Below are 12,819 nucleotides of genomic sequence, written 5' to 3' on the forward strand. Positions count from 1 at the left end.
CAGTGATGGTGGGCCTGTCGGTCGCGGGCCGTATTCTCAGTGACCATGCTCGACGACCGTACGACAGCAGCGACGTGGCCGGCCGCCTACCCGCGGGGGTACGCGGTCGTCGACGTGGAGACCACCGGCCTCGCCCGCGACGACCGGATCGTGTCCGCCGCCGTCTACCGCCTCGACGCGCAGGGCGAGGTGGAGGACCACTGGTACACGCTGGTGAACCCGGAGCGGGACCCCGGCCCGGTCTGGATCCACGGCCTCACCAGCGACGTCCTCGAAGGGGCGCCGCTCTTCGCGCAGATCGCCGAGGAGTTCTCGGCCCGGCTCGACGGCCGCGTCCTCGTCGCGCACAACGCCATGTTCGACTGGCAGATGATCGCCCGGGAGTACGCCCGCGCCGAGCGGACCGCGCCCGTGAGGCAGCGGCTCTGCACCATCGCCCTCTCCAAGGAGCTGGCGCTGCCGCTGCCCAACCACAAGCTGGCGACGCTCGCCGCCCACTTCGGGGTGGTGCAGCAGCGCGCGCACGACGCCCTCGACGACGCGCGGGTGCTCGCCGAGGCCTTCCGCCCGAGTCTCCACGCGGCGGCGGAGCGGGGCGTGCGGCTCCCCCTCCTGGAGTGCCGGCCGCTCACCGAGTGGGCGTCGGCGCCGGCCGGCCCGCCGATCGGCCGCCAGTCCTCCTACGGGGCGGGCGGCTGGCGCCCCTCCCGGAAGCGGCCGGCCTGCCCCTACCCCAACCCCGGGCGGTACGAGAGCGACAAGCCGCTCAAGCAGGGCATGCGGGTGGCCTTCTCCGGCGACACCTCCGTCGACCGCGAGCTCCTGGAGGACCGCACGGTCGAGGCCGGGCTGCACGTCGCCACGTCCGTCTCCCGGCTCACCAGCCTCCTGGTCACCAACGACCCGGACGCCGGCACCTCCAAGACGGCCAAGGCCAGGACCTTCGGCACCCCGGTGGTCGACGAGGCCGCCTACGCCCATCTGCTGCGGGACGTGGCCCCGGCAGACGGGTGACACCCCGCCCCCGGCGGGCGTGCCGCGCGGCGCGCGCGGGCCCCGGGGCACCACCCTGTGGCGCATGGCACGATGTGAGGTCTGCGGAAACGATTACGGCATGTCCTTCGAGGTGCACGCGCAGGGCGCGGTGCACGTCTTCGACTGCTTCTCCTGCGCCATCCACCGCATGGCGCCCATCTGCGAGCACTGCCGGGTCCAGATCATCGGACAGGGCGTCGAGGCCGACGGGAAGTGGTACTGCGGCGCCCACTGCGCCCGCGCCGAGGGGAAGGCGGGCATCGTCGACCGGGTGTGAGCCGCCGAGCCCGCCCCGGTCCCGTCAGAAGAAACGATCCTGGTCGGATGGCGCCGGTCACCCGACCCCTGTGCGGGCACCCCACGAAGCGCGCTGTACGGTCGTGGGGTGTACCGCTTCCTGTTGTCCCGGCAGTGGGTGATCCTCACCCTCGTCGCCCTCGTCCTCATCCCCGTGATGATCGAGCTGGGTTTCTGGCAGTTCCACCGGCACGAACGCCGGGTCGCCCAGAACACCCTGATCGCGGACAACCTGAAGGCCGGGCCGGTCCCGGTCGAGGAGCTCACCTCCCCCGGCCACGTCGTGCCCCGCGCCGACTACTGGCGCCAGGTCACCGCCACCGGCACCTTCGACACCGCCCACGAGGTCGTCGTCCGCCGCCGCACCTCCGCCGACGACCGGGTCGGCGCGCACGTGCTCACCCCGCTGGTCCTGAGGGACGGCCGGATCGTCCTGGTCAACCGGGGCTGGGTGCCCGGCGCGGCCAACCAGCGCGACTACCCCGAGGTCCCGCCCGCCCCCGGGGGCGAGGTCACCGTCACCGGCCGGCTCAAGGCCGACGAGACCACCGGCGCCAGCGGCATCAAGGACCTCAAGGGCCTGCCGGACCGTCAGGTGATGCTCATCAGCAGCAGCCAGCAGGCCGAGCTGATCGGCCGCGAGGTGCTGGGCGGCTACGTCGAGCAGACCGGGCCCTCTGCGGCCGGCGGCTCCCCCGAGCAGATCCCCGCCCCCGACCACGACTCGATCGGCGCCCACATGGCGTACGCGGTCCAGTGGTGGCTCTTCGCGGCCGGCGTGCCGGTCGGCTGGCTCGTCCTCGTCCGACGCGAGAAGCGCGACCGCGAGGCGGCCGGGGACGACACCCCGCAGGAGACGCCGGAGGCCACGCAAGAGGACGACGGCGCGATCCAGGCCACCTCGCCCCGCTGATTGACCGCCGTCGCTTGCGGGAACAGCCCAGAGCGTGACCCCACGCATCGACGACTACGCCCTGATCGGCGATCTCCAGACCGCCGCGCTCGTCGGACGCGACGGGTCGGTCGACTGGCTCTGCCTGCCCCGCTTCGACTCCGCCGCCTGCTTCGCCGCCCTCCTCGGCGACGAGGACAACGGCCACTGGCGGATCGCCCCCCAGGGCGCCACCACCTGCTCCTCCCGCCGCTACCTCGACGACTCCCTGGTCCTGGAGACCCTGTGGGAGACCCGCACCGGCACCGTCAAGGTCACCGACTTCATGCCCCAGCGGGACCGCGCCCCGGACGTCGTCCGGATCGTCGAGGGCGTCAGCGGCCGCGTCGAGATGAGCGCCGTCCTCCGCCTCCGCTTCGACTACGGCTCGATCGTGCCGTGGGTGCGGCGCTCCGACGGCCACCGGGTCGCCGTCGCCGGCCCCGACGCCGTCTGGCTGCGCAGCGAGCCGCCCGTGAAGACCTGGGGCCAGCAGTTCGCCACCTGCTCCTCCTTCACCGTCACCGCCGGGGAGCGGGTCGCCTTCGTCCTCACCTGGCACCCCTCCCACGAGCGGCGGCCCGCCCTCGTCGACCCCTTCGAGGCCCTGGAGCAGTCGCTCGCCGACTGGCGCGCGTGGGCCGCCCGCTGCGCCTACCGGGGGCCGTACCGGGACAGCGTGGTCCGCTCCCTCATCACCCTCAAGGCACTCACCTACGCCCCCACCGGCGGGATCGTCGCCGCCCCCACCACCTCCCTGCCGGAGGAGATCGGCGGGGTGCGGAACTGGGACTACCGGGCCTGCTGGCTGCGCGACTCCTCCCTCACCCTCGGCGCCCTGCTCGCCGCCGGATACGTCGACGAGGCCGCCGCCTGGCGCGACTGGCTGCTCCGCTCGGTCGCCGGCGACCCCGCCGACCTCCAGATCATGTACGGGCCCGCCGGCGAGCGGCGGCTCCCCGAGACCGTGCTGCCCTGGCTGCGCGGCTACGCCGACTCGCTCCCGGTACGCACCGGGAACGCGGCCGTCGAACAGTTCCAGCTCGACGTGTACGGCGAGGTGATGGACACCCTGCACCTGGCGGCCGAGGCGGGCATCCCGGCCGAGCGGCACGCCTGGAACCTCCAGCTGAGCCTGCTCGGCTTCCTGGAGTCGCACTGGCGCGAGCCCGACGAGGGACTGTGGGAGGTCCGCGGTCCGCGCCGCCACTTCACGCACTCCAAGGTGATGGCCTGGGTCGCCGCCGACCGCGCGGTGCGCACCCTGGAGGCCGACCCCTCGCTCCCCGGCGACCCGGGCCGCTGGCGGGCGCTGCGGGACGAGATCCACGCGGAGGTCTGCGCCAGGGCGTACGACCCGGGGCGGAACACCTTCACCCAGTCGTACGGCTCGCGGGAGCTCGACGCCGCCACCCTGCTCATCCCCCGGGTCGGCTTCCTGCCGCCGGACGACCCCCGGGTGGTCGGCACGGTGGACGCGGTGCGGGCCGAGCTGACCCACCGGGGCCTGCTGCGGCGCTACAGCCCCGACTCGGGCGCGGTCGACGGACTGCCCGGGCAGGAGGGCGCCTTCCTCGTCTGCTCCTTCTGGCTGGCCGACGCCCTGCGGATGACCGGGCGCCGGGCGGAGGCCGGGGCGCTCTTCGAGCGGCTCGTGGGGCTGACCAACGACGTGGGGCTGCTCGCGGAGGAGTACGACCCGGTGACGGGCCGGCAGCTCGGCAACTTCCCCCAGGCCTTCAGCCACATCGGTCTGGTGGGGACGGCACTCGCGCTGCCCTGGGACGAGACGGCAGGATAGGCCCATGGATCTTGGACTGAAGGACCGCGTGTACGTCGTCACCGGCGCGACCCGGGGGCTCGGCCGGGCCACCGCGGAGGCGCTGCTCGCCGAGGGCGCCCGGGTGCTGATCACCGGACGCCAGGAGGCGGCCGTCGCGGCGGCCGCCGCCGAGCTGGGCGAGGGCGCGGCGGGCATCGCCGCCGACAACGAGGACCCGGAGACCCCGGCCCGGCTGATCGCGGAGGCCCGCGCCCGGTTCGGCGGCCTCGACGGCATCCTGATCAGCGTCGGCGGCCCGCCGCCGGGCTTCGCCGCGGACAACACCGACGAGCAGTGGACGGCGGCCTTCGGCACGGTCTTCCTCGGCGCGGTGCGGCTCGCCCGGGCGGCGGCCGAGACGCTGGGCGAGGGCGGCGTGATCGGCTTCGTCCTGTCGGGCTCGGTGCACGAGCCGATCTCGGGCCTGAGCATCTCGAACGGACTGCGCCCCGGCCTCGCCGGCTTCGCCAAGTCCCTCGCCAACGACCTGGGCCCGCGCGGGATCCGGGTGGTCGGCCTGCTCCCGACCCGGATCGACACCGACCGGGTCCGGCAGCTCGACGCGCTCTCCGGAGACGCGGAGGCGGCCCGCACGGCCAACGAGCTGACGATCCCGCTGCGCCGCTACGGCACCCCGGAGGAGTTCGGCCGCACGGCCGCCTTCCTCCTCTCCCCCGCCGCGTCCTATCTGACGGGCCTGATGCTGCCGGTGGACGGCGGCGCCCGGCACGGCTTCTGACGGAGGGCCGCCTCAGGTCACCCGGCGGGCGTGGTGCTTGACCGCGCGGAACCGGGCCTCGGTGGGCAGGGCGGCCAGGCCCGCCGATGTCCGGGCGCGGGCCAGCGCCTCGCCGCCGAGCCCGGCCAGGGTCCGGCCCGGGGAGGCGTACGGCTCCAGGAGGAGCGCGATACGGGTGCGGGGGGCGGTACGGCGGCCGGTGAGGGCCACCCGGGCCTGGGCCACGCCCTCCTGCGCGGCGGCGTCCGCCTTCAGGACGCTCTCCAGGGCCCGGCCCCGCAGCACCGCGGCGTCCCCGTCGCCGGTGTCGACCAGGACCTCGGCGAGCCGGGCCCGGCGGAACTGCGCGAGCAGCCACCAGAGGGCGAGCAGGACGACGACGCCGAGGACGGCGATGACGGTCGGCCACCACCAGCCCTCCGCGCGCCACCGCTGCCGCCGGGCGGCGGAGAGGAGCACGTCGTCGGGGCCCGACCAGGGCCACCAGGACGGTACGGACAGGTCGAGGGCGGCGGCGAGGACGGCGCCGCCGGCGAGGACGAGGAGCAGCCCGGCGAGACCGAGCAGGGCGCGGTTGACGCGCCGCAGGACGGCGGCGACCGGTGCGTTCACGGGCTTCACCCCTTCTTGGACGGGCGGTCCACCCGGACGGTCAGCGCGGGCGGGCGGGCCAGCCCGAGCTCCTCGACGCCGTCGGTGAGGACGCGCTCGACGTCCGCGCGGACGTCGTCGAGCGGGCGGAAGTGCGAGACGGCCCGGACCTTGGCCTTGGCCCGGCGGACCCGGACCTTCACGGACTGCACGCCCGAGACCTCCATGGCCCGGTCGCGCAGGATGAGCGCGGCGGCATCCCGGTCGAGCCCGGCGCGTACGTCGGGATGCGTGCGGCGCATCGGCAGCACCGACCGCAGCCCGGGGGTGGCCGCCAGGACCAGGAGCCAGAGGCCGAGCAGGACGGCGAGGCCGGCCGCCACGAGGGTCCCGGTGTCGTCGAGGGGACGGGTCGCGAGGTCGTCGGCGAGGTCGCGCCGCCAGCTCATGACGCTGTGGTCGGCCCGGACGGCGGCCACGTCGTACAGCAGCAGTCCGGCTCCGCCGAGGACGACGGCGGCGAGCAGCGCGGCGGGGATCCGCCGGACGGCCCAGAAGCGCCGGACCCGCTCCCCTTCCGTACCGCTGCCGCTGCCGCCGCTGTCGCCGTCGTTGCCGTCGTTGCCGTCGCCGAGGACGGGAACGGGCTCCGGGACGGGATCGGGGGTGCCGTCGGTGGGCCGTTCGGGTGTGGTCATGCCAGCCGGCCCTTCCGTGCGGCGGGCGCGGTGCGCGGGGAGTGGAGGCGCTCGACGTGGACGGCGACCTCGTGGACCTCCATGCCGACGAGTTCCTCGACCCGGCCCCGGACCCGGGCCCGCACGGCCGCGCAACGGCGGCCGATGTCCGCGGGATAGCCGAGGTCCAGGCTGATCGAGATGCGGGCGGCGCCCCGGTGGACGGCGACCGAGGCGTGCGGCCGGTGGCCGCCCTCCGGCAGGCTGCCCAGGGCTTCCCGGGCGGCCCGCGCGGAGACCTTGGCGACCACCCGGTCGGCGATCGTGGTCGCGCCGCGCTCGCGCACCGGCGGGCGTGCGGTGACGTCGGTGGGCACCCGCCGTCACCGCCGCCGGTCGCCGCGGTCGCGGCCCCGCAGCAGATCGCCGGGTTCGAGGTCGCCGTCGAGGAACCGGCCGACCACGAAGCCGACCGCGCCCAAGGCCGCGACCAGGAGAAACGCCCCGAAGCCGCCGAAGTATCCGGCGAAGCCGAGACCCATGCCGGCCAGCAGGCCGACCACTGCCATGCTCATGCTGAACCCCTTTCCGATCCTGCGGTCCGTGTGCTCGGGCGGGCCGACTACTGGAGCCGGGACTCCGACTCGTCTTCCTCTTCGTCGGGCAGCTTCACGTCGCTGACCGCGATGTTGACCTCGACGACCTCCAGGCCGGTCATCCGCTCCACGGCCGCGATCACGTTCTCGCGGACCGCCCCGGCGACGTCGGCGATGGAGACGCCGTAGTCGACGACGATCTCCAGGTCGAGCGCGGTCTGCACCTCGCCGACCTCCGCCTTCACGCCCCGGGTGACGCCCGCCTTGCCGCCGCCCCCGCCGGGGACGCGGTCGCGGACGGCGCCGAGGGTGCGGGAGAGCCCGCTGCCCATGGCGTGGACGCCGACGACGTCACGGGCGGCCATTCCGGCGATCTTCTCGACCACTCCGTCGGCGATGGTGGTCCGGCCCCGCGTGGCGGCCGTACCCCCGCCCTTGCGGATCACCGGGGTGCTCTCGCCACTGCGTTCACTGTCCGTCATCTGATTCAGCCCCTTCCGGGATATTTCGGGGTTCTTCGCCCACACTAAGGGCGGTTACCCGATGCCGCTCCGGGGATACGGCAGGCTGGGGCAATGACCACGAGTGACGGTTGGACGGCGGCGGTGCGCGAGCGCCTGGCGCCGGGCAGGCTGCTCCCGCTCGGCACGGCGGCGGGGGCGTGGCTGGCGGAGCGCGCGGCCCGCGAGGTGCTGGGCCGGGCGGCCGCGGGGGTGCGGGGCGCGGTGCCGGGCAGCGTGCGGATCGGCGCGGCGGCCGAACCGGACCTCCCGGATCCGCCGTTCCCGGTGCCGCCGGGCGGGCTTCCGCCGGGGCCGCTGCGGATCGACGCGGAGTTCGCCGCGGTGGCCCACGGCCGGCCGCTGCCGGAGACGGCGGAGGAGGTACGGGCGGTGCTCCTCGCGGCGGCGGCGGAGCTGGGCCTGACGGTGACGGAGGCCGATCTGCGGGTGACGGACCTGCTGGAAGAGGCGCCCGCGGCGGAGGCGGCGCCCGCGGCGGCCCACACCGCGCCGGCGACGGACGATCCGGTGGCGCTCGCGGTGCTGCTGGTGCCGGGCGTGGCGGCGGTGACGGACGCGCTGGGCCCTCCGGTGCTCCGCACGCAGGGGGCCGTTCGGGTGGAGTTCGCCGTGGCGGCGGACCATCCACCGGCCGAGGTGGCCCGGGCCGCGCGGGCGGCGGCGGCCGCGGAGGCCCCGGCGGACGCGGCGGTCACCGTCCTGATCACGGAGGTGCGCCCGGCCGTCCCTTCCTGATCCCGCCGGGCTCGCGACCTGCCGGCGCCGCGGTCCGGGCGGGCGGGATGGGGACGGGAGGGCCCGGGCCGGGCCCTCCCGTCCGGTGGGGTCAGTCCCCGAGGCCCGCGAGGTCGCGGAGGCGGCGGGCCTGGGCGGCGCGCTCGGCGACGCGCTGCTCCTCGTAGCCGCGGCCGGCGACACCCTGGAGCAGCGCCTTGGTCTCGACGACCGCGTCGCGCGGCGCGGCGAGGAGGGCGGCGCTCAGGTCCCGTACGGCCGCGTCGAGTTCGGCGGCGGGCACGGCGATGTTGGCCAGGCCGAGCCGCTCGGCCTCCTCCGCGTGGACGAAGCGGCCGGTGGCGCAGATCTCCAGCGCGCGGGCGTAGCCCACGAGGGAGACGAGCGGGTGCGTCCCGGTGAGGTCGGGGACGAGGCCCAGGCTGGTCTCGCGCATGGCGAACTGCACGTCCTCGGCGACGACCCGCAGGTCGCAGGCGAGGGCGAGCTGGAAGCCCGCGCCGATGGCGTGGCCCTGGACGGCCGCGATGGACACGAGGTCGCTGCGGCGCCACCAGGTGAACGCCTCCTGGTACTCGGCGATGACCGCGTCGAGGTCCGCGTCGGAACCCCGTGCGAGGTCGAGGAAGGACGGCTCTCCGTCGAAGCCCTCGGGCGTGAAGGCCTGTCGGTCGAGTCCGGCGGAGAAGGACTGGCCCTCACCGCGCAGGACGACGATCCGCACGCTGCCCGGCAGAGACCGGCCGGCTTCCGTCAACGCCCGCCACAGAGCGGGAGACTGGGCGTTGCGCTTCGCCGGGTTGGTCAGGGTCACCGTGGCAACGGCGTCCTCGACGGTGAGCCGTACACCGTCCTTGTCGAAGACGAGCTGGGAGTCGTCGGGCGTGGTCATGGGGCGCCTCCGGTTCCAATGCAGCACTGCATCCGATGCTAAGTGACTGCACAGTAACCACCCGGACGGTCGCAGGACCGACCGGGTGCCCACCGGGAGGATCCCGGTGGACGGGTCGAGCCGCCCCCGGCGTCAGGCCGAGGCTGCCTTCTTGCCCCGGGTCGCTCCGCCGCGACCACGCAGCGTCACTCCGGATTCACTGAGCATCCGGTGGACGAATCCGTAGGAGCGGCCCGTTTCCTCGGCCAGCGCCCGGATGCTCGCACCGGAGTCGTACTTCTTCTTCAGGTCTGCCGCGAGCTTGTCGCGCGCGGCGCCGGTCACCCGGCTGCCCTTCTTCAGAGTCTCGGCCACCCGTGCCTCCTCATGGGAAGTGCGCTCTGGACTTCTCATGATCACCCCTCCCCGTCATCCTGGCCACCCATTCGACAAGGTCCGTCCTGCCGGGTTTGCGGACGAGTACGGCGTCCTCACGATCGGAAGCAACCATTCCGCGCGATCGGAACGCGTCCCTCGAAGGAGTGGATCAAGGGACCACCAGGTCAACACCGTCGAGGGAACAAACGTACGACGCGGGCCCTGCCGGAAGGATTCGGCAGAGGCCCGCGCCGGGGGTACGAGACCTTCTCACTCAGATGACGGATCCGGCGATGAGCCGAATGATCCAGTCGGAGCTCAGGCGAGCGCCACCAGATCCGCGTAGTCGGGACCCCAGAGGTCCTCGACGCCGTCCGGGAGCAGGATGATCCGCTCCGGGTCGAGCGCCTCGACGGCGCCCTCGTCGTGGGTGACCAGGACGACCGCGCCCTTGTAGGTGCGCAGCGCGCCGAGGATCTCCTCGCGGCTGGCGGGGTCGAGGTTGTTGGTGGGCTCGTCGAGCAGGAGCACGTTGGCCGAGGAGACGACCAGGGTGGCGAGGGCGAGACGGGTCTTCTCGCCGCCGGAGAGCACCCCGGCCGGCTTGTCGACGTCGTCGCCGGAGAAGAGGAAGGAGCCGAGCGTCTTGCGGACCTCGACCAGGTCGAGGTCGGGCGCGGCGGAGCGCATGTTCTCCAGGACCGTGCGCTCCGGGTCCAGGGTCTCGTGCTCCTGGGCGTAGTAGCCGAGCTTGAGGCCGTGGCCGGGGGTGACCTCGCCGGTGTCGGGCTGCTCGACCCCGCCGAGAAGGCGGAGCAGGGTGGTCTTGCCGGCGCCGTTGAGGCCGAGGATGACGACGCGGGAGCCCTTGTCGATGGCCAGGTCGACGTCGGTGAAGATCTCCAGCGAGCCGTACGACTTGGACAGGCCCTCCGCGGTGAGCGGGGTCTTGCCGCAGGGCGCGGGCTCCGGGAAGCGCAGCTTGGCGACCTTGTCGGAGACCCGGACCGCGTCCAGGCCGGAGAGCAGGCGCTCGGCGCGCTTGGCCATGTTCTGCGCGGCGACCGTCTTGGTGGCCTTGGCGCGCATCTTGTCGGCCTGCGAGTTGAGCGCGGCGGCCTTCTTCTCGGCGTTCTGGCGCTCGCGCTTGCGGCGCTTCTCGTCGGCCTCGCGCTGCTGCTGGTAGAGCTTCCAGCCCATGTTGTAGACGTCGATGGTGGAGCGGTTGGCGTCCAGGTAGAAGACCTTGTTGACGACGGTCTCGACCAGGTCGACGTCGTGGGAGATGACGATGAAGCCGCCGCGGTAGGTCTTCAGGTAGTCGCGCAGCCAGATGATCGAGTCGGCGTCGAGGTGGTTCGTCGGCTCGTCGAGGAGGAGCGTGTCGGCGTCCGAGAAGAGGATCCGGGCCAGCTCGATCCGGCGGCGCTGACCGCCGGAGAGGGTGTGCAGCGGCTGGCCGAGGACCCGGTCGGGCAGCCCGAGCGCGGCCGCGATGGTGGCGGCCTCGGCCTCGGCGGCGTACCCGCCCTTGGTGAGGAACTCGGTCTCCTGGCGCTCGTACTGCTTGAGCGCCTTCTCGCGGGTGGCGCCGGAGCCGGTCGCGATCCGCTCCTCGTTCATCCGCATCTTGCGGATCAGGACGTCGAGGCCGCGGGCCGAGAGGACGCGGTCGCGGGCGAGGACGTCGAGGTCGCCGGTGCGCGGGTCCTGCGGGAGGTAGCCGACCTCGCCGGAGCGGGCGATGGTGCCGCCGGCGGGCTGGCCCTCACCGGCCAGGCACTTGGTGAGCGTGGTCTTGCCGGCGCCGTTGCGGCCGACGAGCCCGATGCGGTCGCCCTTGGCGACGCGGAAGGACGTGTTCTCGATGAGGATGCGGGCGCCGGCGCGCAGCTCGATGCCGGAAGCGGTGATCACGGACAGACTCCAGGGCGGTGGGAAGACGGCGGAAGAGACGGCTGGTGGCGGGCTTCGGCGCCGCTAATGCACCCAGAGGAGAACGGCCATGCGGCCAGTCTAACGGGCGGCTGCAACTGGTTTTCGGCCACACGGGCGACGGAGGGCGAAGAGGGACCTTTCTCTCATCTCTCACGCAATGGCCTGAGTACTGGGCAAAAGGAGCGGATGGCAGAAGATCGTCCGATACTCGGCGGAGGGCGGCGGTCAGGCCGCCGCGGCGACGCGGAGGTGGACCGTGCAGTTCGACGACGACGCCCGTCTGGACACCTCGGAGGTGAAGGACGTCCGCGGCAGCCGCATCCCCGGCGGGAAGGCGACCGTCGGCGGCGGGATCATCGGCTTCATCGCCCTGATCCTCGGCGTGCTCTTCGGGGTCGGCCCCGACCAGCTCGGACTCTCCTCCGGCGGCGAGGACGAGCCCGCGGCCAGCGCCTCCTCGGCGGCCCAGGTGAGCCGGTACTGCCGGACCGGCGCGGACGCGAACAGCCGGCAGGACTGCCGGACCGTGGCCGTGGTCAACAGCCTCCAGGACTACTGGCGCGGCGAGTACGCGCGCCGGGGCGGCACCTACGCCCCCGCCTCCACCGTCCTCTTCAGCCAGCGCGTGAACACGGCGTGCGGCGCGGCGAGCTCGGCGGTCGGCCCGTTCTACTGCCCCGGCGACCGGAAGGTCTACCTGGACCTGGGCTTCTTCGACGAGCTGAGGACCACGTTCGGCGCCAGCGGCGGACCCTTCGCCCAGGCGTACGTGGTGGCCCACGAGTACGGGCACCACGTGCAGAACCTGATGGGGACGCTCGGCCGGGCCCAGGACGGGCGGACCGGGGCGGACTCCAACGCGGTGCGCGTCGAGCTCCAGGCGGACTGCTACGCGGGCGTGTGGGCCCGGCACGCGACGACCACCCCCGACGAGTCCACCGGCCGGCCGCTGCTCACCCGGCTCGACGACGCCGACATCCGGGACGGCCTGGACGCGGCGGCGGCCGTCGGCGATGACCGCATCCAGGAGCGCTTCCAGGGCCGGGTGACCCCGGAGAGCTGGACGCACGGCTCGGCCGAGCAGCGCCGGCAGTGGTTCCACACGGGCTACCGGACCGGCGACATGGCCCGGTGCAACACCTTCCGCTGATTGCGGACGCCGACTGCGAGACTGTGTCCCAGGTCACATCCGACCGAGCGAAGTCGATCGAGAGGGAGTGAGCGGGATGTCCGAGGCACCCGACATCTGTCCGGCGCTGAGGTACCAGGACGCGAAGGCGGCGATCACACTGCTCACGGAGGCCTTCGGGTTCACCGCCACCGCGGTGTACGAGGGCGAGGACGGCCTGGTCGCCCACGCCGAGCTGTCGTACGGCAACGGGACGGTGATGCTCGGCAGCGCGGGCACCGGCAGCGAGTTCGACAAGCTGATGGCCGATGCGGGCCCGGTGGGCGTCTACGTCCGCGTCCGCGACGTCGACGAACACCACGCCCGCGCCGCCGCCCACGGCGTGGAGGTCCTGATGCCCCCCACGGACCAGGAGTACGGCTCCCGCGACTACATGGCCCGCGACGCCGAGGGCAACGTGTGGAGCTTCGGGACGTACACGCCCGGCGGGGCGGAGTGACCCGGGGCTGACGTGCCGGGCGGTCCGGGGCCGGGGCCCGTCCGGACGGGCCCCGGC

Annotated in this window: 16 protein-coding genes; 8 read left to right on the plus strand and 8 right to left on the minus strand. The window is 73.9% G+C overall.

All coding sequences use genetic code 11. The features are described 5' to 3' along the window. The first annotated feature begins 39 nt into the window (after positions 1 to 39). The 5 genes from ACFQ8C_RS13065 (at position 40) to ACFQ8C_RS13085 (ending at position 4,824) form a co-directional block, all read left to right on the plus strand. Positions 40 to 1,014, plus strand: a complete 975-nt coding sequence (locus ACFQ8C_RS13065; protein WP_383455761.1) for a DEDDh family exonuclease — start codon at positions 40 to 42, stop codon at positions 1,012 to 1,014. A gap of 64 nt (positions 1,015 to 1,078) precedes the next feature. Continuing rightward, on the plus strand, positions 1,079 to 1,312 hold the full coding sequence (locus ACFQ8C_RS13070; protein ID WP_169086049.1) for a hypothetical protein: 234 nt from the start codon (positions 1,079 to 1,081) through the stop codon (positions 1,310 to 1,312). A 108-nt stretch (positions 1,313 to 1,420) separates the two neighbouring features. Further along, positions 1,421 to 2,245 carry an SURF1 family protein gene (locus ACFQ8C_RS13075; protein WP_383455765.1) on the plus strand — a complete coding sequence of 275 codons (825 nt, stop codon included), beginning with the start codon at positions 1,421 to 1,423 and terminating at the stop codon, positions 2,243 to 2,245. A 34-nt stretch (positions 2,246 to 2,279) separates the two neighbouring features. Further along, positions 2,280 to 4,064 carry a glycoside hydrolase family 15 protein gene (locus ACFQ8C_RS13080; protein WP_383455767.1) on the plus strand — a complete coding sequence of 595 codons (1,785 nt, stop codon included), beginning with the start codon at positions 2,280 to 2,282 and terminating at the stop codon, positions 4,062 to 4,064. Positions 4,065 to 4,068: 4 nt separating this feature from the next. After that, positions 4,069 to 4,824: an SDR family oxidoreductase gene (locus tag ACFQ8C_RS13085; RefSeq protein ID WP_383455769.1), complete on the plus strand. Its 756-nt coding sequence runs from the start codon at positions 4,069 to 4,071 to the stop codon at positions 4,822 to 4,824. A gap of 12 nt (positions 4,825 to 4,836) precedes the next feature. Here the strand turns inward: ACFQ8C_RS13085 and amaP are convergent, their stop codons facing one another. From amaP to ACFQ8C_RS13110, 5 genes are read right to left on the minus strand one after another with little or no spacing between them, the layout of a single operon-like run. Next, the gene (gene amaP, locus ACFQ8C_RS13090; RefSeq protein WP_383455772.1) at positions 4,837 to 5,436 is read right to left on the minus strand and encodes an alkaline shock response membrane anchor protein AmaP; all 600 of its coding nucleotides are present in this window, start codon (positions 5,434 to 5,436) and stop codon (positions 4,837 to 4,839) included. A 5-nt stretch (positions 5,437 to 5,441) separates the two neighbouring features. Further along, positions 5,442 to 6,113, minus strand: a complete 672-nt coding sequence (locus ACFQ8C_RS13095; protein ID WP_383455775.1) for a DUF6286 domain-containing protein — start codon at positions 6,111 to 6,113, stop codon at positions 5,442 to 5,444. Further along, complete coding sequence (locus tag ACFQ8C_RS13100) at positions 6,110 to 6,469, minus strand: Asp23/Gls24 family envelope stress response protein (RefSeq protein WP_383455777.1); 360 nt, start codon at positions 6,467 to 6,469, stop codon at positions 6,110 to 6,112. Before ACFQ8C_RS13100 ends, ACFQ8C_RS13095 begins: the two co-directional genes overlap by 4 nt. Before the next feature lie 6 nt (positions 6,470 to 6,475). Beyond that, on the minus strand, positions 6,476 to 6,667 hold the full coding sequence (locus ACFQ8C_RS13105; protein WP_383455779.1) for a hypothetical protein: 192 nt from the start codon (positions 6,665 to 6,667) through the stop codon (positions 6,476 to 6,478). A 47-nt stretch (positions 6,668 to 6,714) separates the two neighbouring features. Then, positions 6,715 to 7,170 (minus strand): Asp23/Gls24 family envelope stress response protein, encoded by a 456-nt coding sequence (locus tag ACFQ8C_RS13110; protein ID WP_383455782.1) that lies wholly within the window; start codon positions 7,168 to 7,170, stop codon positions 6,715 to 6,717. A 93-nt stretch (positions 7,171 to 7,263) separates the two neighbouring features. On the opposite strand from ACFQ8C_RS13110, the gene ACFQ8C_RS13115 reads away from it, so the two are divergent. Beyond that, positions 7,264 to 7,947: a hypothetical protein gene (locus tag ACFQ8C_RS13115; protein WP_383455784.1), complete on the plus strand. Its 684-nt coding sequence runs from the start codon at positions 7,264 to 7,266 to the stop codon at positions 7,945 to 7,947. 91 nt (positions 7,948 to 8,038) lie between these two features. Here ACFQ8C_RS13115 and ACFQ8C_RS13120 read toward each other — a convergent pair whose 3' ends face one another. The 3 genes from ACFQ8C_RS13120 to ACFQ8C_RS13130 form a co-directional block, all read right to left on the minus strand. Continuing rightward, on the minus strand, positions 8,039 to 8,839 hold the full coding sequence (locus ACFQ8C_RS13120; RefSeq protein WP_383455787.1) for an enoyl-CoA hydratase/isomerase family protein: 801 nt from the start codon (positions 8,837 to 8,839) through the stop codon (positions 8,039 to 8,041). Positions 8,840 to 8,971: 132 nt separating this feature from the next. Further along, positions 8,972 to 9,193, minus strand: coding sequence for a helix-turn-helix domain-containing protein (locus tag ACFQ8C_RS13125; RefSeq protein ID WP_006123601.1), 222 nt, complete (start codon positions 9,191 to 9,193; stop codon positions 8,972 to 8,974). Between the two features lie 321 nt (positions 9,194 to 9,514). Beyond that, positions 9,515 to 11,113 (minus strand): ABC-F family ATP-binding cassette domain-containing protein, encoded by a 1,599-nt coding sequence (locus tag ACFQ8C_RS13130; protein WP_383455790.1) that lies wholly within the window; start codon positions 11,111 to 11,113, stop codon positions 9,515 to 9,517. A gap of 277 nt (positions 11,114 to 11,390) precedes the next feature. Here ACFQ8C_RS13130 and ACFQ8C_RS13135 point away from each other — a divergent pair, with 277 nt between their 5' ends. Together ACFQ8C_RS13135 and ACFQ8C_RS13140 are read left to right on the plus strand one after the other, a co-directional pair. Then, positions 11,391 to 12,284 (plus strand): neutral zinc metallopeptidase, encoded by an 894-nt coding sequence (locus tag ACFQ8C_RS13135; RefSeq protein ID WP_383455792.1) that lies wholly within the window; start codon positions 11,391 to 11,393, stop codon positions 12,282 to 12,284. Positions 12,285 to 12,360: 76 nt separating this feature from the next. Further along, positions 12,361 to 12,762: a VOC family protein gene (locus tag ACFQ8C_RS13140; protein WP_383455795.1), complete on the plus strand. Its 402-nt coding sequence runs from the start codon at positions 12,361 to 12,363 to the stop codon at positions 12,760 to 12,762. Positions 12,763 to 12,819: the final 57 nt, after the last annotated feature.

Source organism: Streptomyces sp. NPDC056503, assembly GCF_042794995.1.
Classification (GTDB): Bacteria; Actinomycetota; Actinomycetes; order Streptomycetales; family Streptomycetaceae; genus Streptomyces.